The sequence below is a fragment of the Burkholderia thailandensis E264 genome (assembly GCF_000012365.1).
In the GTDB taxonomy this organism is placed as follows: Bacteria; Pseudomonadota; Gammaproteobacteria; order Burkholderiales; family Burkholderiaceae; genus Burkholderia; species Burkholderia thailandensis.
Genome location: NC_007651.1, coordinates 2,382,701 through 2,403,509 on the forward strand (window position 1 = coordinate 2,382,701; position 20,809 = coordinate 2,403,509).

Consider the following 20,809-nt stretch of genomic DNA (forward strand, 5'->3'; position numbering starts at 1 on the left):
TCGTCGATTCGCCGGAAAGTTTCCGCCGATGCGCACCGACGCCCGTTATTGTCCGTCGCCCCCGTCACACGCGCCGGCGAACGGCGCCGCGCGCGCCGTGCCGACCTGCTTCTCGCGTCGCCCGACCCTCGGTTGCTCGATCAATCAATAGCCGAAGCCCGTCGCCATTTCGTCGATCAACTGCCGCTGGAACGCGTTGAATCGCTCGCCGGGCTGCTGCGCGATCGCGAGTTCGAGCATCGGGTCGACGACGTCGGTGCGCATGCCGGACAGCGCCTCGACGATCGCCTGTCCGCAAAACGGTACGTAGGCCTCCGAATAACCGCCTTCGTGCACGACGACGAGCCGCCCCGCGCAGTGCCGCTGCGCGGCTGCTTTCAGCGCGTGCGTCATGAATCGATAGCTGTCGCTGTGCAGTTGCATCCGCGCGAGCGGGTCGACCGCATTCGCGTCGAGTCCGCTCGCGACGACGACGAGCTCCGGCCTGAACGCGTCGAGCGCGGGCAGCACGATCCGCTCGAATGCATATCGATATGCATCGTCGCCCGCGCCCGCGAGGAGCGGAACGTTGATGTTCGCACCGATGCCCGCGCCCGCGCCGCGCTCGTCGGCGCCGCTGTAGCCGGGCGGAAAGCAGCGGTCCTGATGCAGCGAGATCGTCAGCGTGTCGGCGTCGTCGTAGTAGATCGCCTGCGTGCCGTTGCCGTGATGCACGTCCCAGTCGATCACCGCGACGCGCTCGACGCGATGCTTCGCGCGCGCGGCCTCGATCGCGATCGGAATGTTCGCGAGCAGGCAAAAGCCCATCGGCTTGTCGCGCAGGCAGTGATGGCCGGGCGGGCGCGACAGCGAGAACGCGTTCGCTGCGCGCTCGGCGAGCACCGCGTCGACGGCGGCCAGCGCGAGCCCCGCCGACAGCGCCGCGATCTCATAGCTGCCCCGGCCGAACGGCGCGAGTTCGCCGAGGTCGCCGCCGCCCGTGTCGCTTGCGCGCTTGAACGCTTCGAGGTAATGCGCGGGATGGATGCGCAGCAGATCGTCGTCGGTCGCGGCGGGCGCGCTCGACATGTCGAGCCTCGCGGCGAGCCCCGATGCGTACACGAGCGACAGCAGGCGTCGTTTCGAGTCGGGCGATTCCGCGTAGCCCGCGCTCGACGGCGGCTGCACCCATCCGCCGACCGGAAAGAACAGCGCGTGCGCGCCGCCCGTGTGCCAGAAAGTGCGTTCGTCGGTGAAGAAAGCGGTTTTCGTCATTGCAATGTGCCAAGGCGATGAAGGAGGAGAGGGAGCGGCGTGAGGCGTCAATGCGCGTCACGCTCGACGCGCAGCATCGCCGCGAGCGATGCGGCCGAGACCGCGGCCGCGATCGAGAACAGCGCGCGCAGCGTGCCGCCGCCGTCGAGCATCAGCCCGGCGACGAGCGGCCCGGCGGCGAGCCCCGAGCCGATCACGAGATTGAGCGTCGCGATCAGGCGCCCCGTCGTGTCGACGGCCGCGACGCTCGCGAGGATGAACGGCAGGACGAACGTCCACGCGAACTTGAAGCCGAAGATCGCGATCGCGAAGCCGGCCGCGTTCGGCGCCGCGGCGAGCGCGACGAGCGATGCGGCGAGGATCGCGTATCCGGCGAGCAGCATCGCGCGTCGCGCGGCGCGGCCGCCGAGATACGACGCGAGCGCCGCGCCCGCGATGCCCATCAGGCTCGCGATCGCGAGCACGTTGCCGCTCGTCTGCGCGTCGAAGCCGACCGTGGCCGCCGCTTGGCTCGCGAAGGTCCACACGCCGCCGATCGCGAGGTAGAACGTCAGCACCGCGCCGATCGCGAGCGCGGCCGACGCGCGCGCCGCGTTCGGATGCGCGTGCGACGCGTGCCGCGTCCGCACACGCGGCATGGCCGGAAAGCGGTTCGCGAGCGGCGCCGCGCACAGCGCGAGCGCGGCGAGCACGGCGTACAGCGCGCGCAATCCGAGCGCGCCGAACAGGTGCGGCAGCAGAAACAGGCCGGCCGCGCCCGCGATCAACTGGCCGACGACCCAGAGCCCGTAGACGCGATCGCGGTTGCCGCTTGCCGCTGCGCTCGTCATGCAGAGCACCATCAGCGTGCCGCCGCCGAGCGCCGTCGCCGCGCGCAGCGCGAGGAGCGGCGCGAAGCCCGGCATCCATGCGGCGGTCGCGAGATTGCCGGCGCAGAACACGGCGGTCGCGCACCACGCGACGCGACGCGCGTCGACGCGGCCGAGCCACAGGTACGACGGCAGCGTCGCGGCGCTGAACGCGCCCAGTTCGACGAAGAAGTACGCGCCGATCTGCGACGCCGACAACCCGAGCTGCGCGCCGAGCTGGCCGGCGACGGCCGGCGCGACGAGCAGCAAGAGCGGCGTGATCGCCGCGAACGCGATGAGTGCGGCAAGCGCGCCTCTCGTGAAATCGGGCGCGCCGGCGGACGGCGCCGCGCCCGGCGGCGCGGGCGCTTGCAGCAGTGTTTTGATGGCCATGGTCGTGATCTCTCTGGCTCGGTTCAGAAGACGTGGTACATGCCGAGCATCGCGCCGAACTGCGATGCGCCGGCGAGCGGCGTCGGGTCATACTCGTAGACGGTCTGCGAGCTTCGGCCGCTGTTTTTCGCGTAGCCGAGGTTCAGGTACGCGACGGTGCGCTTGGACAGCGAACAGGTGGCGCTCGCGATGAAGAGCGTCGGGTGACCGATCTGCGGCGTCGGCGAATCGGTGCGATAGATGCCGCCCGCAAAACCGAAGCGGCCGCTCGTCTGGTAGCGCGCACCGCCCCAGACGATCGTGCGCGCGGGGTCGAGGTCGCCCGTCAGGCGCTCGACGCCGGCGTAGACGGTGAGCGGCAGCGACGCGAACGTGTAGCGCGCGGCAACCGTGCCGAGGTCGCGCCGTTGCGCGGCGCGATCGACGCCGCCGTCGACCGCGCCGTGCGACCGATGCAGCACGACACTCGCCGACAGGCCGTTGCTCGTGAACTGGCCGCCCAGCTCGAGCACGCGGCCGGCGCGTGCGTTGCCCGCGATGCCGGCCGTGGCGGCGAGCGCCTCGACGTCGAAGCCGGCGAACGTCGCCGACTGGAACTTGATCGAGTGATCGACGAAGTTCGCGGACAGCGGCACGAGCACGCCCTGGCCGCTGTACGACGCGTACCAGAGCGGATCGTAGAAGAGCGTCTTGTCGAACAGCGTGCTGAACTGGCGGCCGAGCGTGACGGCGCCGGCGGGCCCGCCCACGCCGACGTACGCGCCGCGAAAGAACGCGTAGCCGGGCGTGCTCGCCGCGCCGTCGTTCAGGTTGACGCCTTGCTCGAGCTTGAAGAGCGCGTGCCAGCCGCCGCCCAGATCCTCGTCGCCCTTGACGCCGATCTGGGAAGGCAGGATTCCGTAGTTTTGCAATCGCCAGGCGTCGTGTCGGCCGTCGGCGTGCGACAGATACTGCACGCCCGCGTCGGTCACGCCGTAGAGCGTGAGCGTCGACTGCGCGTGAGTCGGGCCGGACAGCGCGGCGAGCGTCGCGGTTGCGGCGAGCGCGCGCGGTCGGCGTGCATTCCTGAACCTGGTCGTCTTCATCGCATCGTTTCTCCAAACCGGGTGGTCATTGTTTTTGACGAGGGGCATGCGCAGTGTCGGTAGCGGCAAAGTCGCTGCAAAGCCGTCCAGATGAACGGTGAGGGAAACCCTCGGGGAATCCCGAGGGCCGCCGCGCCGCGGCGCGCGCGGGCGGCCGACGCGCGGCGGCGGCGATGACGCGGCGCAGCAGTGCGTCGACACCGTTCAAATGGATGGGGCATTCGTGCTTTCTCGCACGGGCGGTTTTCAAAAAAGCCGACGGCTATAATCGATCGCTCAACGAAGCAATCGAAGCGCGCACGGCCGGCGGCGAGCGGGCAAGGGAGCGGTCAGTGGTGGCGATCAGAGGGGAGGGGCGGCAGGACATCGATGCGTTGCGCGACGTGCCGGCGGCGATCGTGCTCGACGAAGCCGCTTGGCCGCCGCTCGCGCCGCGCCGGCGGGATTTCGACGGATGCACGCAGACGCCCGGCTCGACGTCGCGCGAGCTGAGCCTGTTCCTGCTCGATCTGTACGCGGTCGCGAACCGCGCGTCGATCGGCGAGTTCGAATGCCGCTTCTTTCAGCTGCTGTCGCGCTATCTGCCGTTCGATGCCGGCTGGACGGGCGTCGCGAATCACACGCCGGCCGGCCCGGTGATGCACAACAGCTATCTGTGCCGGTTGCCGCACGAGTTCTTCGCCGACTGGAAACGCGTGCGCGATTGCGATCCGCTCGCGCACCGGACCTTGCATGGCGCATACGGCCGGGCCGCGATCCTGTCCGTCGTCGAGCCGGGGCTCGACGCGCGCTTTCGCGACTGGTGCGTCAAGTACGGGCTCGCGCAACTGATGTGCGTATGCACGCTCGACCGGCGTTTCGGACTCACGACGTTCCTGTCGATCTACCGGCAGGCCTTGAATCGTCCGTTTACCGAAGAAGACGCGCGCCGCTACGAAGACGTGATCCCGCATCTCGCGGCCGCGCTCACGATCAATCGCGCCGCGCAGCTCACGCGGCTGCGCAGCGAGGCGGCCGCATCGACGGTGCGCGCGATCTGCGACAACTTCGGCGTACTGCATCACGCGGACGCCGGCTTCGGCGCGGTGTTGCGCACCGAGTGGCCGGACTGGGCCGGCTCGCGGCTGCCTTCCGCGCTCGTCGAGCACTTGCGCCGCCACGCATCGCAGCCGTATTCGGGCGATGCGCTGCGCATGCAGTGCGTGAGCGTCGCCGGACTGTTCCGGCTCGAGGTGCGGCCCCGCTCGCTGCTCGATCGCCTGAGCCCGCGCGAGCTCGCGGCGATCCGCTATTACGGCGAAGGGCGCTCGCACAAGGAGGTCGCGCAGCAGATGGCGATCTCGCCCGCCACCGTGCGCCACTATCTGCGCTGCGCGTATCGCAAGCTCGGGATGCACGACAAGAGCCAGATCTCGGGCGTGCTCGGCGAGCTCGATCGCGCCGCCGAAGGCATCGGCGCGGCGCGCGGCATCGACGAGTGACGGGCGGCCCGCACGGCCAGATGGTTGTGTGCGCAACTATTTGGCTCTATGCTCATCGCTTCATCTAACGAGGAGAAGTGCATATGGATCGGGCACCGGTGCGCGCGGCGATCGTCGGAATCGGCGCGATCGGCGGACTATTCGCGGCGGCGCTCGCGCGCGCGGGATGGGACGTGAGCGCGTTCGCGCGAGGCGCGACGCTCGATGCGCTGCGCGAACGCGGGCTGCGCATCGTCGGCGAGTCCGGCGATGAAACGTCGCTCGCACTGCGCGCGAGCGACGACGCGCATGCGCTCGGCGAACAGGACTGCGTCGTCGTCGCATTGAAGGCGCAGGCGCTGCCGGCGCTCGCCGCGCGCATCGCGCCGCTCGTCGGGCCGCGCACGACCCTCGTCGCCGTGATGAACGGCCTGCCGTGGTGGTTTTTCGACGGCTTCGGCGGCCCGCTCGACGGCGCCGTGCTCGACGCCATCGACCCGGGCGGCGTGACGGCCGCGGCGCTGCCGCCCGCGCGCGCGATCGGCTGCGTGGTTCACTTGTCGTCGGCGACGCGCGAGCCGGGCGTCGTCGTGCGCGGCCGCGGCAACCGGCTGATCGTCGGCGCGCCGCGTCCCGAGTTGCTCGATCCGGCCGCGCGCGTCGCCGACGCGCTCGCGGCGGGCGGCTTCGACGTCGAGCGCTCGGCCGACATTCGCACCGACATCTGGGCGAAGCTCTGGGGCAACATGAACATGAATCCGCTGAGCGCGCTGACGGGCTCGGCGGCGGACCGCCTGCTCGACGATCCGCTGACGAACGCGCTCGCGCTGCGGATGATGGAGGAGGCCGACTCGATCGGCGCGCGGCTCGGACTGTCGGCGGGGATGAGCGGCGCCGAGCGGATCGCGGTGACGCGCCGGCTGGGCGCGTTCAAGACGTCGATGCTACAGGACCTGGAGGCGGGGCGGCCGCTCGAGGTGGGGCCGATTCTCGGCGTTTTCCCCGAGCTCGGCCGCAAGCTGGGCGTGCCGACGCCGTATTGCGACGCGGTGCTCGGGTTGTTGCGCCAGCGGGCGTTCAATTCCGGGCTGTGACGCGGCGCGCGGCGGACGGCGGCCGAGGGCGTTCGCTCGACGATGCGGGGAGGGGCGACATGGCGTTCGTCGGCACGAGCGCGGCGGGCGGGTTCCATCGACGGCTGCCGGGCGACGCGCGAGCGCGACGCGGGCCGTCGCGCGTCGGAATGCCGCGAATTCGGGCGCGGCCGTCGTCACCCGGTCGGTTGGCCGGCCGGGGCGGCGTGCCGGCCGACGGCCGCCGCGCAGCGGGAGTCAGCCTAGAACCCGGGCGAATCGCCGCGCGTGAACGAAGTCGCGGGCCGCGGCCGAGGCGGTTCCGCGGGCAATCGGCCGCTCAATCGTCGCGTTCGCGCGCGCCGGCGATGATCTTGTCGAGCGCGCGGCTGAACGCCGCCTTTTCGCTTTCGCTCAGGCAGTCGAGCAGCGTGGCGTTCCACTTGCGCGCGATCGGCATGATTTTCCGGTTGAGCGCGGCGCCCGCCGGCGTGAGCGCGATCAGCACGACGCGCCCGTCGTCGTCGCTCGGGCTGCGCTTGACGAGCCCGCGCCGGATCAGCGCCTCGGCCGCGCGGCTCGCCTGGCTCTTGTCGAGGTTCGCGCGCCGCGCGAGCTGCATGATCGAGAACGGTCCGAACGCGCCGACCGACGCGATGATCCGCGCCTCGGGCAGCGATACGCCGAGCTTGGTCTGATACAGCTCGCCGATCCCGCGATCGGACAGCTTGTTCAGCACGTGCATCCGGTAGGTCATGAACTGGTCGAGCCCGACTTTGCTGCCTGCCATGTCGTGTCCTGAATGAGGGGTGCGGGCCCGATTGTTGCCGTATCGCGGCGCGCGGTCAACGGTGCGATTCGCGAGGCGTGCGCCTCGCCCGTCATGCGCGGCCGTAGCGCAGCCGCGTCAGTTGCTCCGCCGCGTTTTCGAGCAGGCGCGCGGCGTCGCGCAGCGCGGCGTCGAGCGTGATCGGGCCCGGCGCGGGCGAGAAGCAGCCGTCGAAATGTTCGGATAATTGGCGCAGCGCCGCCGCGTCGATCGCGCCCGACAGCAGCGTCGCCGGCACGCCCGCCGCGCGCGCATGGCGGCACGCGACGAACGGAGCCTTGCCGCGCAGCGTCTGCACGTCCGAGCGACCTTCGCCCGTAATCATCCAGTTCGCGCCCGCAAGCGCTGCGTCGAGCCCGATCTGTCGCGCGACGACCTCGGCGCCCGGCTCGAAGCGCGCGCCGAGCACGTGCAGCGCGAAGCCGAGCCCGCCCGCCGCGCCGGCGCCGGGCAGGTCGCGGGCGCGGCCGGAGGAAGCCCCCGCGGGGCGGCGGTCGAGCGCCGCCTCGACGAGCGTCGCGAAATGGCCGAGCGCGGCATCGAGCGGCGCGAGCTGCGCGGGCGTCACGCCCTTTTGCGGGCCGAACACGGCGGTCGCGCCGTGTTCGCCGGTGAGCGGATTGTCGACGTCGGACATCGCGACGAACGACGCGTCGGCCAAGCGCGCGTCGAGCCCGGAGGCGTCGACGCTCGCGACGTGCGCGAGCCGCTCGGGCGTCGGTTCGATCTCGCGGCCGTGCGCATCGTACGCGCGCAGGCCGAGCCCGGCCAGCAGCCCCGCGCCGGCGTCGTTCGTGCTGCTGCCGCCGAGCGCGACGTAGAACGTGCGCACACCGTCGTCGAGGAGCGCGCGGATCGCGTCGCCGAGCCCGCGCGTGCTGCGTGTGGCAACGGGCGCGCGCATGCCCGCCGGGTCGGTGATGCCGACGATCTCCGCGGTTTCGACGATTGCCGTGTGCGCATCGATGAGACCGACGGCCGCGTCGCGTGGCGCGGACGATGCGCCCGGCACGCGCAGCGTGCGGCGTGCGCCGCCGTGCGCGAGCAGCGCGTCGAGCGTGCCTTCGCCGCCGTCCGCCATCGGACGGCACCGGACGACGGCGTCGGGACGCGCCCGCGCGACGCCGGCCGCGATCGCGGCCGCGACCTGCTCGGCGGATAGCGATCCCTTGAACGAATCGGGCGCAACGACGACGACGGGCGAGGGCTGCGGCATGGTGTCTCCGGATGCGGTTCTCGATGGCGAGCGGGCCGCGCGGGCCGAGGGGGCGCGGGCGGATGCATGCGCGTGCGTGCTGCGCGAGGGCGGGCGACGGCCTTGAAGGGAGCTTACCGGATGGCTGGCCTGTGCGGGATCCGGCGGCGCGCATGCCGGGAATCGCGCGCCCCGCTTGCGGCGGGCGGCGGCGTGCGGCGCGCCACTGCCCGAACTCGCGGTGAGGGGAAAATAGTTTGCTAGAATAGCCGATTCTTCCGGCCAAAGCCGTGCTTCAAGCCGCCGACGGCTCGCATGGGCCGCGCGCCGCCAGGCGCGGCCCGCGCTCGATGCGCCCGCATGGGCGAGACGAAGGTGCGCGACGGCGCGTCCGCCGCAAGGCTGGCACGGCAAGGAAAAACCGATTCGCTCGAATAATTTTAGGACGATTGAAGCCATGGCTAACGTTGTTGAAAACCTCGGCAAGCTCGAACGCCGTGTGACGATCTCCCTGCCGAAGGATGTCGTGCAGAAGGAGATCGACGCCCGTATCCAGAAACTCGCGAAGAACGTGCGCATGCCGGGCTTCCGCCCGGGCAAGGTGCCGCTCAAGATGGTCGCGCAGCAATACGCGGGCCAGGTCGAGGCGGAGGTGCTGAGCGACAAGATCGGTCAGGAATTCTTCACGATCAGCCGCTCGGAAAACCTGCGCGTCGCAGGCCAGCCGAGCTTCGCGCCGAAGCAGGATGCGGCGCAGGAGGGCGCGTACGCGTTCGACGCGACGTTCGAGGTGTACCCGGAAGTGAAGATCGGCGATCTGGCGACGGCTGAGGTCGAGCGCTCGACGACGACGATCGGCGACGCCGAGATCGACCGCACGCTCGACATCCTGCGCAAGCAGCGCGTGCACTTCCATGCGCGCGGCGAAGGCGGCGAGCACGGCGACGGCGGCGCGGACACGTCCGCGCAGAACGGCGACCGCGTGACGGTCGATTTCGTCGGCAAGATCGACGGCGTCGCGTTCCAGGGCGGCACGGCGGAAGACTTCGTGTTCGTGCTCGGCGAAGGGCGGATGCTGCCCGAATTCGAAACGGCGGCGCTCGGCCTGAAGACGGGCGAGGCGCGCGAATTCGACCTGAAGTTCCCGGACGACTATCACGGCAAGGACGTGGCGGGCAAGACCGCGCAATTCACGGTCACGATGAAGAAGGTCGAGTGGCCGCACTTGCCCGCGATCGACGCCGATTTCGCGAAGTCGCTCGGCATCGAGGACGGCGATCTGACGAAGATGCGCGAGGAGATCAAGGAAAACCTCGGGCGCGAGGCGAAGCGCCGCACGCAGTCGATCGTGAAGAACCAGGTGATGGACGCGCTCCTGAAGATCTCCGAGCTCGACGTGCCGAAGGCGCTCATCGAGCAGGACCAGCAGCGCCTCGTCGAGATGGCCCGTCAGGACCTCGCGCAGCGCGGCGTGCCGAACGCCAAGGACGCGCCGATCCCGGTCGAGATGTTCGCCGAGCAGGCCGAGCGCCGCGTGAAGCTCGGTCTCGTGCTCGCCGAGCTGGTGAAGGCGAACGGCCTCGAGGCGAAGCCCGAGCAGATTCGCGCGGAAGTCGACGAATTCGCGAAGAGCTACGAAGACCCGAAGGAAGTGGTCCGCTGGTATTATTCGAATCAGCAGCGCCTTGCCGAAATGGAAGCGTTCGTCGTTGAGAGCAACGTCGTCGATTTCGTGCTGGGCAAGGCGAAGGTGACGGACAAGGAAGTAAGCTTCGAAGCACTGGCGAGCGCAACGGCGCAAGCGTAAGTGTCGCTCTAGCGGCGTGCCGGCTGTCGGAGCGACGACGGCCCGCACGCCGTTTTTTCATCGGCGCGGCGCCGCGCGTGCGGCGTTCTCCGGCTCGTTTCCTGCCGTTCAATACTCATTCTCGGACAAGGCTCATTGAATGATTAATCGCGCTCAATTGCTGGACACGTTGGCTTCGCAAGCCCCGCGGGATTTCGAGGCGCAAGCGCTCGGGCTCGTGCCGATCGTCGTCGAGACGAGCGGCCGCGGCGAGCGTTCGTACGACATCTACTCGCGGCTTCTGAAAGAGCGCATCGTGTTCATGGTCGGCGAGGTCAACGATCAGACGGCGAATCTCGTGGTCGCGCAGTTGCTGTTCCTCGAAAGCGAGAATCCCGACAAGGACATCAGCCTGTACATCAACAGCCCGGGCGGCTCGGTGTCGGCGGGGATGGCGATTTACGACACGATGCAGTTCGTGAAGCCGGACGTGTCGACGCTCTGCATGGGCCTTGCGGCCAGCATGGGGGCGTTCCTGCTCGCGTCGGGCGCAAAGGGCAAGCGCTATGCGCTGCCGAACGCGCGCGTGATGATCCACCAGCCGCTCGGCGGCGCGCGCGGCCAGGCGTCGGATATCGAGATCCAGGCGCGCGAGATCCTCTACCTGAAGGATCGCCTGAACCACCTGCTCGCCCACCATACCGGTCAGGACGTCGAGCGCATCGCGCGCGACACCGACCGTGATAATTTCATGTCCAGCGAAGATGCGAAGGCGTACGGGCTGATCGACCACGTGTCGACGAAGCGTCCGTAAGCTTTAGTGGGGTGCCGCCCCAATAGGGGCGGCGCCCGCCGAGCGCCCCGAGCATCTGCGGCAAAAGAACATCGCCGCCGTCTCCCGAGTATTTACCAGGTCATGGTGCCGGGGACAAACGGCGTATCATGTAACTCACGTGTCCGGAGGCTCTACATTCATGGCGGACAAGAAAGGTTCGAACAGCGAGAAGCTGTTGTATTGCTCGTTTTGCGGCAAAAGCCAGCATGAGGTGAAGAAACTCATCGCGGGGCCGTCGGTGTTCATCTGCGATGAATGCATCGACTTGTGCAACGAGATCATCCGCGACGAAGCGGCCGCGGCGGGCGTCGAAGCCAGCCTGTCCAAATCCGACCTGCCGAGCCCGCAGGAGATTCGCGACATCCTCGATCAATACGTGATCGGGCAGGAGCGCGCGAAGAAGATCCTCGCCGTCGCCGTCTACAATCACTACAAGCGCCTGAAGCATCTCGACAAGAAGGACGACGTCGAACTGTCGAAGAGCAACATCCTGCTGATCGGTCCGACGGGCTCCGGCAAGACGCTTCTCGCGCAGACGCTCGCCCGCCTGCTGAACGTGCCGTTCGTGATCGCCGATGCGACCACGCTGACGGAAGCCGGCTACGTCGGCGAGGACGTCGAGAACATCATTCAGAAGCTGCTGCAGAACTGCAACTACGAGGTCGACAAGGCGCAGCGCGGGATCGTCTACATCGACGAGATCGACAAGATCAGCCGCAAGTCGGACAACCCGTCGATCACCCGCGACGTGTCGGGCGAGGGCGTCCAGCAGGCGCTGCTGAAGCTCGTCGAGGGCACGATGGCGTCGGTGCCGCCGCAGGGCGGCCGCAAGCACCCGAATCAGGATTTCATCCAGGTCGACACGACCAACATCCTGTTCATCTGCGGGGGCGCGTTCGACGGCCTCGAGAAGGTGATCACCGACCGCACCGAGAAGACGGGCATCGGTTTCGGCGCGACCGTGAAGAGCAAGCAGGAGCGGGACGCGGGCGAGGTGCTGCGCGAGGTCGAGCCGGAAGATCTGATCAAATTCGGGTTGATCCCCGAACTGATCGGCCGTCTGCCCGTGGTCGCGACGCTGGGCAAGCTCGACGAGGCCGCGTTGATGAAGATTCTCGTCGAGCCGAAGAACGCGCTCGTCAAGCAGTACCAGAAGCTGTTCGCGATGGAGCGGGTCGAACTTGAAATCCGTCCGGACGCGCTGCAGGCGGTCGCCCGCAAGGCGATTCGTCGCAAGACGGGCGCGCGCGGGCTGCGCTCGATCATCGAGCAGGCGCTTCTCGACGTGATGTACGAGTTGCCGACCCTCAAGGGCGTCAGCAAGGTGATCATCGACGACAATGTCATCGAAGGGGACGGTAAACCGTTACTCATCTATGAGGACACGCCGAAAGTGGCAGGTTCGAATTGACCGGCTTTGACGTTTCATGAGCAAAAAAGCCGTTCATGGAATCGTGAACGGCTTTTTTTCGTTTATCTTGTGGGTAACTCTGACTCGCACCGTACGGTAACTTTTTTACTGAATATTTCCCACGCGCTGAAGGCTTGCAATCCGCTGTGCCGGCCTTACTTACCGAACAATTGATTCCACTCATGGGGAAATGAAATGTCAGGCACCCAACTTCTCCCGTCGGAACGCACTACGCTCCCGCTGCTGCCGCTGCGGGATGTCGTCGTTTTCCCGCACATGGTGATTCCGCTCTTCGTGGGCCGGCCGAAGTCGATCAAGGCCCTCGAAGTGGCGATGGAAGGCGGCAAGCACATCATGCTCGTCGCGCAGAAGACCGCCGCGAAGGATGAGCCGACCGAAAAGGACATGTACGACGTCGGCTGCATCGCGAACATCCTGCAGATGCTGAAGCTGCCCGACGGCACCGTGAAGGTGCTCGTCGAGGGCTTGCAGCGCGCGCAGGCGCTGTCGATCGAGGAGCAGGAGACGCAGTTCTCGTGCGAGGTGATGCCGCTCGAACCGGACCACGCCGACAGCGCCGAAACCGAGGCGCTGCGCCGCGCGATCGTGTCGCAGTTCGATCAGTACGTGAAACTGAACAAGAAGATTCCGCCCGAGATCCTGACGTCGCTGTCGGGTATCGACGAGGCGGGCCGCCTTGCCGACACGATCGCCGCGCATCTGCCGCTGAAGCTCGATCAGAAGCAGCACATCCTCGAGATGTTCCCGGTCATCGAGCGTCTCGAGCACCTGCTCGCGCAGCTCGAGGCCGAGATCGACATTCTGCAGGTCGAAAAGCGCATCCGCGGGCGCGTGAAGCGCCAGATGGAAAAGAGCCAGCGCGAGTACTACCTGAACGAGCAGGTCAAGGCGATCCAGAAGGAACTGGGCGAGGGCGAGGAAGGCGCGGATCTCGAGGAGCTCGAGAAGCGCATCAACGCCGCGCGCATGCCGAAGGAAGCGAAGAAGAAGGCCGATGCCGAGCTCAAGAAGCTGAAGCTGATGTCGCCGATGTCGGCCGAGGCGACCGTCGTACGCAACTACATCGACACGCTGATCGCGCTGCCGTGGCGCAAGAAGAGCAAGGTCAACAATGATCTGTCGAACGCCGAGAAGGTGCTCGACGAGGATCACTACGGCCTTGAGAAGGTCAAGGAACGGATCCTCGAGTATCTTGCGGTGCAGCAACGCGTCGACAAGGTGAAGGCGCCGATCCTCTGCCTCGTCGGGCCTCCGGGCGTCGGCAAGACCTCGCTCGGCCAGTCGATCGCGCGCGCGACGAACCGCAAGTTCGTCCGGATGGCGCTGGGCGGCGTGCGTGACGAGGCCGAGATCCGCGGTCACCGCCGAACCTACATCGGTTCGATGCCGGGCAAGATCCTGCAGAGCCTGTCGAAGGTCGGTGTGCGCAATCCGCTCTTCCTGCTCGACGAAGTCGACAAGATGGGGATGGATTTCCGCGGCGATCCGTCGTCGGCGCTGCTCGAAGTGCTCGATCCGGAGCAGAACCACACGTTCGCCGACCACTACGTCGAGGTCGATTTCGACCTGTCGGACGTGATGTTCGTCGCGACGTCGAACTCGCTGAACATTCCGCCGCCGCTGCTCGACCGGATGGAAGTGATCCGCCTGTCGGGTTATACCGAGGACGAGAAGGTCAGTATCGCGCAGCGCTACCTGCTGCCGAAGCAGAAGAAGAACAACGGCCTGAAGGAAGGCGAGATCGAGGTTGCCGAGCAGGCGATCCGCGACATCATCCGCTACTACACGCGCGAAGCCGGTGTGCGTTCGCTCGAGCGCGAGGTGTCGAAGATCTGCCGCAAGGTCGTGAAGATGCTGCTGCTGAAGAAGGCATCGGGCGCGATCAAGGTCGACGGCGAGAACCTCGACACGTTCCTCGGCGTGCGCAAGTACGACTTCGGTCTTGCCGCGAAGGAGAACCAGGTCGGTCAGGTCACGGGTCTCGCATGGACCGAAGTGGGCGGCGATCTGCTGACGATCGAGGCGGCCGTGATGCCCGGCAAGGGCAACGTGATCCGCACGGGCTCGCTTGGCGACGTGATGAAGGAATCGGTCGAGGCCGCGCGCTCGGTCGTGCGCTCGCGCTCGCGCCGGCTCGGCATCAAGGATGAGGCGTTCGAGAAGCAGGACATCCACATCCACGTGCCGGAAGGCGCGACGCCGAAGGACGGTCCGTCCGCCGGCATCGCGATGACGACGGCGCTCGTGTCGGTGCTCACGGGCATTCCGGTGCGCGCCGACGTCGCGATGACGGGCGAGATCACGCTGCGCGGCGAAGTGCTGCCGATCGGCGGGCTGAAGGAGAAGCTGCTCGCCGCGCACCGCGGCGGCATCAAGCTCGTGCTGATTCCGGAAGAGAACGTGAAGGATCTCGCTGACATTCCGGACAACGTGAAGAACGCGATCGAAATCGTGCCGGTCCGCTGGATCGACAAGGTGCTCGAACTCGCGCTCGAACGTCTGCCGAATGCGCTGCCCGAGGAAGAGGCGAAGGCGGCGGCGCCTGTCGCGGAACCCGCGAAGGATGCCGGCTCGACGGAAGTCGTCAAGCACTGAGCGCACGCGCAAGCGCTTGCGTGTCCTCGCGAACAAGCCCACGGCCGAGAGGCCGTGGGCTTTGTTTTTGCACGGGGCGACGGGTTGGCGGCGGTGTTGTGCGGGTTCGGCTGCGCGCGGCGGCAAGTGCGGCTGCTCGATGCTTTGGGGCGAGCTTTCCTCGCGCGGCGCGCAGGCGGCGTGTTACTTGGCGTGAGTCGAGCAGCGGGCTGGCCGGCAAGTGGTGGCCGCATTTCGCGTGCCGGCGATGCGCTCGAATCCGACGCGGGACACGCGTCAGAATTTAGCGCTGGTATAACGTGGAAGATTGCAGTACACTTGCGCGCTCGCTGCGTGACGGGGATGGGGGATGCCCGATCACGAACGGCGTGGATCCGGAGCGGGTGCTTAGCTCAGTTGGTAGAGCGGCGCCCTTACAAGGCGTAGGTCGGGAGTTCGAGCCTCTCAGCACCCACCATTTCCGTTTCGCGATTCGCGTTCAACGCAGCTCGAGGAAGATTGCAGCAGTGAATGAAACCCGCATGGCGATTGCTTTGCGGGTTTTTTGTTTTTCGTCGTCGGTTGCGTGAGCCGATGCATTGCTCGGGCGGCCACCGTGCCGTTGCGCGCGGCGCAGCGTCGTGTCGCGATTTGCGAGCGTCTTTCGGACGGCAGCCGTTCGAGCGCATCGTCGGCGACGCCCGGCCGGGCTGCATCCGGCCGCGATGCGCGGCACACGCGCGTGTCGTGCGGCAATGCTGCCGCTATACGGACTGTCGCGCCCGGTCGCGGCGCTTGCCCACCGCATCGTCGAGCATGCGTTCGGCATTGCTGAACGCGTCGCGCAGCGCGACGTACACGTCTTCGTCGGACTCGCGGTTGGACACGATCTCGTGGCCCGGAATCGTCACGTCGATGTGCACGCCGAACGGCTTGCCCTGGTGCTTGTGCTTGTCGTCCAGGATCACGCTGACCCGGCAGCGGATGATGTCCGCGCAATAGCGTTCGAGCTTCGCGGCGTGGCGGGCAACCGCATCTTCGAGCGCGGCGGAGCGGGGCATTCCTTGAATCGAGACTTCGAGCGGTAATTTCATCGTTGCAATCGGTGAGAGACGTGGTTGGTCGTACATGTGCGTCGGTGGCCGCGAGCGGCGCGCCGCGAATCGGCGGGGCTGAACTCGTGCGGGCGGTGACGCCCTCATTGTTCGTCGCGGCGCGAATCGCGGCTTGACGTCGATCAACGTCGGGCGATTGCGCGGGCGGATGCACGGCACGCTTGCCCGTGGGCCCGGTGCGATGGGGAGGGGCGCCACGCCGGCAACCTGCGGCGGCGCAATCGGCATGGGCGCGGCGTGCGCCGTGTCCCACCGCGCACCGCGTATCGCGGTGCGTTGCGCACGCATGGGCGCGCGGCATGGCTTCGTTGACTCAGGTCAACGTGGGCGCGAGCCGCCGCCCTAGGCTGGAGCTGTCGTTGCACTCGTTCGGCATCATGCAAGGAGCGTCTCCATGAACCATCGCACGCGGCCTTTCAAGGCAGGCAGTCACGAAGAGGTCTATCCCGGTCTCGCGCAAGATCCCTACGAGATGCGTCGCAAACTGCACGAGCCGACGGTGTGCCCCACCTGCGGCGCGGTCTTCAGCGCTGGTCGCTGGCAATGGCTCGCGCGTCCCGACGGCGCGCACGAGCATCAATGCGGCGCCTGTCGACGCAGCGCGGAGAACATGCCGGCCGGCTATCTCCATATCGACGGGCCGTTTGCGAGCGAGCATTGGTCCGAACTGCTCCAGCTGCTTCGTAGTCGCGAGGAACAGGCGCGCGCCGAGCATCCGATGCAGCGAATCATGTCGATCGACACGGGCGGCGGCGCGACGGTCGTGACCACGACCGATATCCATCTGGCGCGCAATCTCGGTTCGGCGCTGAAGTCCGCGTATCAAGGCTCGCTCGATCTGAAATACAGCCCGGACGAGCATCTCGTGCGGGCGTACTGGCGTCGATAGCGATTCGCGGGCTCGCGGGCTGCGGCGAAGCGTTGCCGGGTGTCGGCCGCATGTGCGGCGCGGAGCCGCATCGGCGCTCCGTGTGCGCCGATGTCATGCGGCGTCGCCGCTCACGTCCGCTCGGATGCTGCGGTCGCCCGGGCATCGCGTGCGCGCCGCGCAGGGGCTAGCGCGAGCCGCGCGTTCGAACCGGTTCTATTTGTTCGCTGTCGGATGCTCGGATGCGGAGGCGACATGCCATGGACTGTCGATCGCTATCCGGCGTCGATGCGCAACTTGACGCCCTGGGTGCGCGATAAGGCAATCGAGATCGCCAATGCGCTGCTGAGGGAGGGAATGTCGGAAGGCGGGGCGATACGCATCGCGATCGCGCAGGCGAAGCGCTGGGCCGCGGCCAGACGCGGCATCGTCGCGGGCGCGGCCGACGGCGAGCGGGAGCCGTGAGCCAGGCGAGGATCGAGGTCGGCGCGCCGGTCGTCGAGACGTTGCAGGCAGGCGCGGCGGCCGAGTGTGTCGGCGCGTGGGCTGGCTGACGTTGGCGACTCCCGGGGCGGCGGTGGCTGCGGCGTGGAGCATCGCGTCGGTGGCGGCTTCTTTCTCGGCTGCGAGATTGCTGCGCTCCGGCGCGCGCGCTCGGCGATTCGTCGTTCGTGACTGCCGCGCGCCGCACGATGGTCCGACTCCGGAGGCGCTTCCGGGCGAGTTTCCGACGCACCGCGCCGCGTTGACATGCGTCAATCGCCGGCCCGTCCGCACGCCGACAATCGATTCGTGGCGAACGCATCGTCGCGATACCGGCAGTGCCGCGCAACGGGTTTGCCGGGCGCGCGCCGGCGTCGGCGAGCGGTGCGCGATGCGGACATGCTGCGGCCCGCTTCGACAGGTCGCATGGAGACCGACGATGAGCAAGACCTATCCCGAGCAATATCACGAGTTTCAACTGACGCTGGGCAAGCTGGCCAACAGCCCGCTCGGGCCGACACTCGACGGATTCTCCCGGATGCATCAGCCGGCGCTCGCGGCCGGCGCGATCGACGAACGCGGCAAGCGGCTGATCGCGATCGCGATCGCGGTCGCGACGCAATGCGACGACTGCATCGGCTACTACGTGCACGAAGCACTGCGCGCGGGCGCGTCCGATCACGAGGTTCTCGATGCCGCGGGCGTTGCGGTGATGATGGGCGGCGGGCCGGCTGTCGTGTACGCGTGCCATGTCTATGAGGCGCTCGAGCAGTTTTCGGCGGCTGCAGCGGAGCCGCCCGTGCCGCCCGATGCGGTGCTGGCCGGCACGGCAACCGTCGACGATCCCGATTGAGCCGAGCGGTTTGTCGTGCGCGTGTCTTCGTGATCGGCGGGGTGCCGGCGCGCGGCGGGCGAAGATGTCGCGCGAATGCCGAAGCGGCGGCGTTGCCGGGAGTCGGCGGGGCGGCCGCCGCGGTGGCGATACGGTTCGCTTTTCGTCGTGATCCGCGCGCCGAGTAGAACGGCCGGCATGAGCGGCGACGGGCAGCGCCAAGGCACCACGCGGCGCCCAGCGGCACGAAGCAGCACGAAGCAGCACGAAGCAGCACGAAGCAGCGGCCAACCGGGCCGAATTCCCGAGCGGGAGAGCTTGAAGTTTGTCGGTTGCCGCCCGTATTCAAGTCGACGTTGCGCGTGGGCGACGACTTCGGATACCATAGCGGATTGCCGCGTTGCCGCATTGCCGCATTGCCGCATTGCCGCGTTGCCGCGTTGTCGCGGTAGCTGCTGGGCCAGCCGGGCGTGCCGTCGATCTGCGCCGTAAGGCGGTGCGTCCAGCACGCCAGCAAGACCAAGGAGCGGTAGTTCAGTCGGTTAGAATACCGGCCTGTCACGCCGGGGGTCGCGGGTTCGAGTCCCGTCCGCTCCGCCATCATCCCGAAAGGCGAACTCCGGTTCGCCTTTTTTCTTGCCCGCTGTTGTAATATCGGGCGTTTTGTCCAGCTCACGCCGTCACGCATGCTCGATTTCTTTCGCAATCACCAGCGCCTGATGATGTTCTTCCTGCTCCTGATCGTGCTGCCGGGGCTTGGGATCGTCGGCATTCAGGGTTTCCGTGGGTTCTTCGACGAAAGCGCGAACGTCGCGGCCGTCAACGGGCACAAGATCACGCGCGCCGAATTCGACGGCATGCTGCGCCAGCAGGTCGACCAGGCGCGCCAGATGCTGGGCGCGCAGTTCGACGCGAAGGCGTTCGATACGCCGGAGCGCCGCCAGCAACTTCTCGACGGGCTGATCCAGCAGCGCGCGCTCGCCGACGAGACGCAGCGCCTGCATCTGACCGCGTCGGACGGCGCGGTGCGCCAGACGCTGTTGAGCGATCCGGTGGTCGCGTCGCTGAAGAAGGCGGACGGCTCGTTCGACGCCGAGCGCTACACGCAGATGCTCGCGATGCAGGGCATGACGCCCGATCAATACCAGGAGCGCGTGCGCTACAACCTCGCGCTGCAGCAGATTCCCGCCAGCATCGTGTCGAGCGCGTTCACGCCGAAGAGCGTCGCGCGCCGCCTGACCGAACTCGCCGAGCAGCAGCGCGAAGTGCAGCAGATGATGCTGAAGTCGGCCGATTACGCGACGAAGGTGCAGCCGACTGACGCGCAGATTTCCGCCTACTACGATGCGCACAAGCAGGCGTTCGCGACGCGCGAGGCGGCGACGATCCAGTATCTCGTCTATTCGCAGGCGGCCGCCGCCGCGGCGGCGCAGCCGAGCGACATTGACGTCAAGAAATACTACGACGGCAACATCGCGCGCTACCGCACCGACGCGCAGGTGCGCGTGAGCCACATCTTCATCGCCGCGGCGAAGGATGCGAGCGCGGCCGACAAGGCCGCCGCGAAGGCGAAAGCGGAGCAACTGCTCGCCGAGGTGAAGGCGCATCCGGACCAGTTCGCGCAGATCGCCGAGAAGAACTCGCAGGACGCGCCGTCGGCGGCGAAGGGCGGCGACCTCGGCTTCATCACGCGCGGCTCGACCGCGGGCGGCGCCGCGTTCGACGATGCCGCGTTTGCGCTGAAGAAGGGCGAAATCAGCGGCGTCGTGCAGGGCGACTTCGGCTTTCACATCCTGAAGGCGACCGATCTGAAGCCGGCAGTCGTGAAGCCGCTCGCGGAGGTGAAGGATTCGATCGTGGCGGACCTGAAGCAGCAGTTCGCGGCCAAGGCGTTCGCCGACAATGCGGAGGGCTTCACGTCGACCGTCTACGAGAAGGCGAAGAGCCTGCAGCCCGCCGCCGACAAGTACACGCTGACGATCCAGACCGCGACGGTGTCGCCGCAACCGAATCCGGCGCTGCCGCCCGATAGCCCGCTCAACAACGCGAAATTCCTCGCGGCCGTGTTCGCCGCCGATGCGGTGAAGAACGGCAACAACACGCAGGCGATCGATGTCGGCAACAACACGCTGATCGCCGCGCGCGTGACGAGTTACCAGCCGTCGACCGTGCCCGCGCTCGATGCGATCAAGGATCAGGTGCGCGCGAAGGTGGTCGCCGACGAGGCGGCGCGTCTCGCGAAGCAGGATGGCGAGGCGAAGCTCGCGGAACTGCGCAAGTCGAAGTCGACGGCGGGCTTCGCCGCAGCCGACAAGATCTCGCGCACGCAGGCGCACGGCCTGCCGCCCGCGGCCGTCAGCGCGATCTACAAGGTCGATCCGAAGACGCTGCCCGCCTATGTCGGCGTCGATCTCGGCAACGACGGCTACGCGATTTTCCGCGTGAATTCGGTGGTCGCGGCGGCGCCTGCCGACGATCAGCGCCTCGCGGCCGCCCAGCAGCAGCTCGCGCAGGTGTATGCGCAAAGCGAGACGGAAGCGTATCTCGCGTCGCTGCGCGCGCGCTCGAAGGTCAAGCTGTATGGCTCGACCGCCGGCGGCGCGCAGGACGGTTCGAACTGACGGCATGCGACGGCGCGCCAGCGCGCCCGTTCGACAAAAACAGCCCCGCCATCGTGCGGGGCTGTTTCGTTTCGGCTGGCGGGGTTGCGCGCCGGAGAGGGCGGCTCGCGACGTTGGCCGTGGGAT

At 67.7% G+C, this 20,809-nt stretch carries 16 protein-coding genes and 2 tRNA genes; 12 read left to right on the forward strand and 6 right to left on the reverse strand.

The genetic code is table 11. The features are described from left to right. Positions 1 to 144 precede the first annotated feature (144 nt). The 3 genes from BTH_RS22975 to BTH_RS22985 are packed head-to-tail and all read right to left on the reverse strand — an operon-like array spanning position 145 to position 3,580. Positions 145 to 1,254: a class II histone deacetylase gene (locus tag BTH_RS22975; protein WP_009890596.1), complete on the reverse strand. Its 1,110-nt coding sequence runs from the start codon at positions 1,252 to 1,254 to the stop codon at positions 145 to 147. Positions 1,255 to 1,301: 47 nt separating this feature from the next. Continuing rightward, positions 1,302 to 2,495 (reverse strand): MFS transporter, encoded by a 1,194-nt coding sequence (locus tag BTH_RS22980; RefSeq protein ID WP_009890597.1) that lies wholly within the window; start codon positions 2,493 to 2,495, stop codon positions 1,302 to 1,304. A gap of 23 nt (positions 2,496 to 2,518) precedes the next feature. Continuing rightward, positions 2,519 to 3,580 (reverse strand): porin, encoded by a 1,062-nt coding sequence (locus BTH_RS22985; protein ID WP_009890598.1) that lies wholly within the window; start codon positions 3,578 to 3,580, stop codon positions 2,519 to 2,521. 335 nt (positions 3,581 to 3,915) lie between these two features. Between BTH_RS22985 and BTH_RS22990 the strand changes: the two genes are divergently transcribed. Next, positions 3,916 to 5,061: a helix-turn-helix transcriptional regulator gene (locus tag BTH_RS22990; RefSeq protein WP_025369328.1), complete on the forward strand. Its 1,146-nt coding sequence runs from the start codon at positions 3,916 to 3,918 to the stop codon at positions 5,059 to 5,061. Positions 5,062 to 5,144: 83 nt separating this feature from the next. Continuing rightward, entirely contained in the window at positions 5,145 to 6,134 is a 990-nt protein-coding gene (locus BTH_RS22995) for a 2-dehydropantoate 2-reductase (protein ID WP_009890601.1), read from the forward strand. A gap of 319 nt (positions 6,135 to 6,453) precedes the next feature. On the opposite strand, the gene BTH_RS23000 is transcribed toward BTH_RS22995, so the two are convergent. Further along, positions 6,454 to 6,903, reverse strand: a complete 450-nt coding sequence (locus BTH_RS23000) for a MarR family winged helix-turn-helix transcriptional regulator (RefSeq protein ID WP_009890603.1) — start codon at positions 6,901 to 6,903, stop codon at positions 6,454 to 6,456. Between the two features lie 91 nt (positions 6,904 to 6,994). Then, on the reverse strand, positions 6,995 to 8,158 hold the full coding sequence (locus BTH_RS23005) for a glycerate kinase family protein (RefSeq protein ID WP_009890604.1): 1,164 nt from the start codon (positions 8,156 to 8,158) through the stop codon (positions 6,995 to 6,997). Positions 8,159 to 8,594: 436 nt separating this feature from the next. Between BTH_RS23005 and tig the strand changes: the two genes are divergently transcribed. The 5 genes from tig (at position 8,595) to BTH_RS23030 (ending at position 15,242) form a co-directional block, all read left to right on the forward strand. Further along, entirely contained in the window at positions 8,595 to 9,944 is a 1,350-nt protein-coding gene (gene tig / locus BTH_RS23010) for a trigger factor (protein WP_009890606.1), read from the forward strand. A 139-nt stretch (positions 9,945 to 10,083) separates the two neighbouring features. Further along, entirely contained in the window at positions 10,084 to 10,737 is a 654-nt protein-coding gene (gene clpP / locus BTH_RS23015) for an ATP-dependent Clp endopeptidase proteolytic subunit ClpP (RefSeq protein ID WP_006026149.1), read from the forward strand. Between the two features lie 160 nt (positions 10,738 to 10,897). After that, on the forward strand, positions 10,898 to 12,169 hold the full coding sequence (gene clpX, locus BTH_RS23020) for an ATP-dependent Clp protease ATP-binding subunit ClpX (protein WP_009890609.1): 1,272 nt from the start codon (positions 10,898 to 10,900) through the stop codon (positions 12,167 to 12,169). Between the two features lie 195 nt (positions 12,170 to 12,364). Further along, the gene (gene lon, locus BTH_RS23025) at positions 12,365 to 14,785 is read left to right on the forward strand and encodes an endopeptidase La (protein WP_009890611.1); all 2,421 of its coding nucleotides are present in this window, start codon (positions 12,365 to 12,367) and stop codon (positions 14,783 to 14,785) included. A 381-nt stretch (positions 14,786 to 15,166) separates the two neighbouring features. Beyond that, positions 15,167 to 15,242 (forward strand) — tRNA-Val (locus tag BTH_RS23030). Between the two features lie 286 nt (positions 15,243 to 15,528). Here BTH_RS23030 and BTH_RS23035 read toward each other — a convergent pair. Further along, positions 15,529 to 15,858, reverse strand: a complete 330-nt coding sequence (locus BTH_RS23035; RefSeq protein ID WP_009890613.1) for an HPF/RaiA family ribosome-associated protein — start codon at positions 15,856 to 15,858, stop codon at positions 15,529 to 15,531. 415 nt (positions 15,859 to 16,273) lie between these two features. Here BTH_RS23035 and BTH_RS23040 point away from each other — a divergent pair, with 415 nt between their 5' ends. From BTH_RS23040 to BTH_RS23060, 5 genes are all read left to right on the forward strand, one after another. After that, the gene (locus BTH_RS23040; protein WP_009890615.1) at positions 16,274 to 16,768 is read left to right on the forward strand and encodes a BCAM0308 family protein; all 495 of its coding nucleotides are present in this window, start codon (positions 16,274 to 16,276) and stop codon (positions 16,766 to 16,768) included. Between the two features lie 234 nt (positions 16,769 to 17,002). Continuing rightward, positions 17,003 to 17,212, forward strand: coding sequence for a DUF2188 domain-containing protein (locus BTH_RS23045; protein WP_038707968.1), 210 nt, complete (start codon positions 17,003 to 17,005; stop codon positions 17,210 to 17,212). Between the two features lie 457 nt (positions 17,213 to 17,669). Then, positions 17,670 to 18,083, forward strand: a complete 414-nt coding sequence (locus BTH_RS31930; RefSeq protein WP_009890618.1) for a carboxymuconolactone decarboxylase family protein — start codon at positions 17,670 to 17,672, stop codon at positions 18,081 to 18,083. Between the two features lie 502 nt (positions 18,084 to 18,585). Then, positions 18,586 to 18,662, forward strand: a tRNA-Asp gene (locus BTH_RS23055). 86 nt (positions 18,663 to 18,748) lie between these two features. Continuing rightward, positions 18,749 to 20,683 carry a SurA N-terminal domain-containing protein gene (locus BTH_RS23060; RefSeq protein WP_009890620.1) on the forward strand — a complete coding sequence of 645 codons (1,935 nt, stop codon included), beginning with the start codon at positions 18,749 to 18,751 and terminating at the stop codon, positions 20,681 to 20,683. Positions 20,684 to 20,809: the final 126 nt, after the last annotated feature.

Excerpts from the sequence above, each read along its gene's own strand:
- BTH_RS22975 (WP_009890596.1), bottom strand. The coding sequence starts at position 1,254 with ATGACGAAAACCGCTTTCTTCACCGACGAACGCACTTTCTGGCACACG.
- BTH_RS22980 (WP_009890597.1), bottom strand. The coding sequence starts at position 2,495 with ATGGCCATCAAAACACTGCTGCAAGCGCCCGCGCCGCCGGGCGCGGCG.
- BTH_RS22985 (WP_009890598.1), bottom strand. The coding sequence starts at position 3,580 with ATGAAGACGACCAGGTTCAGGAATGCACGCCGACCGCGCGCGCTCGCC.
- BTH_RS22995 (WP_009890601.1), top strand. The coding sequence starts at position 5,145 with ATGGATCGGGCACCGGTGCGCGCGGCGATCGTCGGAATCGGCGCGATC.
- BTH_RS23000 (WP_009890603.1), bottom strand. The coding sequence starts at position 6,903 with ATGGCAGGCAGCAAAGTCGGGCTCGACCAGTTCATGACCTACCGGATG.
- BTH_RS23005 (WP_009890604.1), bottom strand. The coding sequence starts at position 8,158 with ATGCCGCAGCCCTCGCCCGTCGTCGTCGTTGCGCCCGATTCGTTCAAG.
- tig (WP_009890606.1), top strand. The coding sequence starts at position 8,595 with ATGGCTAACGTTGTTGAAAACCTCGGCAAGCTCGAACGCCGTGTGACG.
- clpP (WP_006026149.1), top strand. The coding sequence starts at position 10,084 with ATGATTAATCGCGCTCAATTGCTGGACACGTTGGCTTCGCAAGCCCCG.
- clpX (WP_009890609.1), top strand. The coding sequence starts at position 10,898 with ATGGCGGACAAGAAAGGTTCGAACAGCGAGAAGCTGTTGTATTGCTCG.
- lon (WP_009890611.1), top strand. The coding sequence starts at position 12,365 with ATGTCAGGCACCCAACTTCTCCCGTCGGAACGCACTACGCTCCCGCTG.
- BTH_RS23035 (WP_009890613.1), bottom strand. The coding sequence starts at position 15,858 with ATGAAATTACCGCTCGAAGTCTCGATTCAAGGAATGCCCCGCTCCGCC.
- BTH_RS23040 (WP_009890615.1), top strand. The coding sequence starts at position 16,274 with ATGAACCATCGCACGCGGCCTTTCAAGGCAGGCAGTCACGAAGAGGTC.
- BTH_RS23045 (WP_038707968.1), top strand. The coding sequence starts at position 17,003 with ATGCCATGGACTGTCGATCGCTATCCGGCGTCGATGCGCAACTTGACG.
- BTH_RS31930 (WP_009890618.1), top strand. The coding sequence starts at position 17,670 with ATGAGCAAGACCTATCCCGAGCAATATCACGAGTTTCAACTGACGCTG.
- BTH_RS23060 (WP_009890620.1), top strand. The coding sequence starts at position 18,749 with ATGCTCGATTTCTTTCGCAATCACCAGCGCCTGATGATGTTCTTCCTG.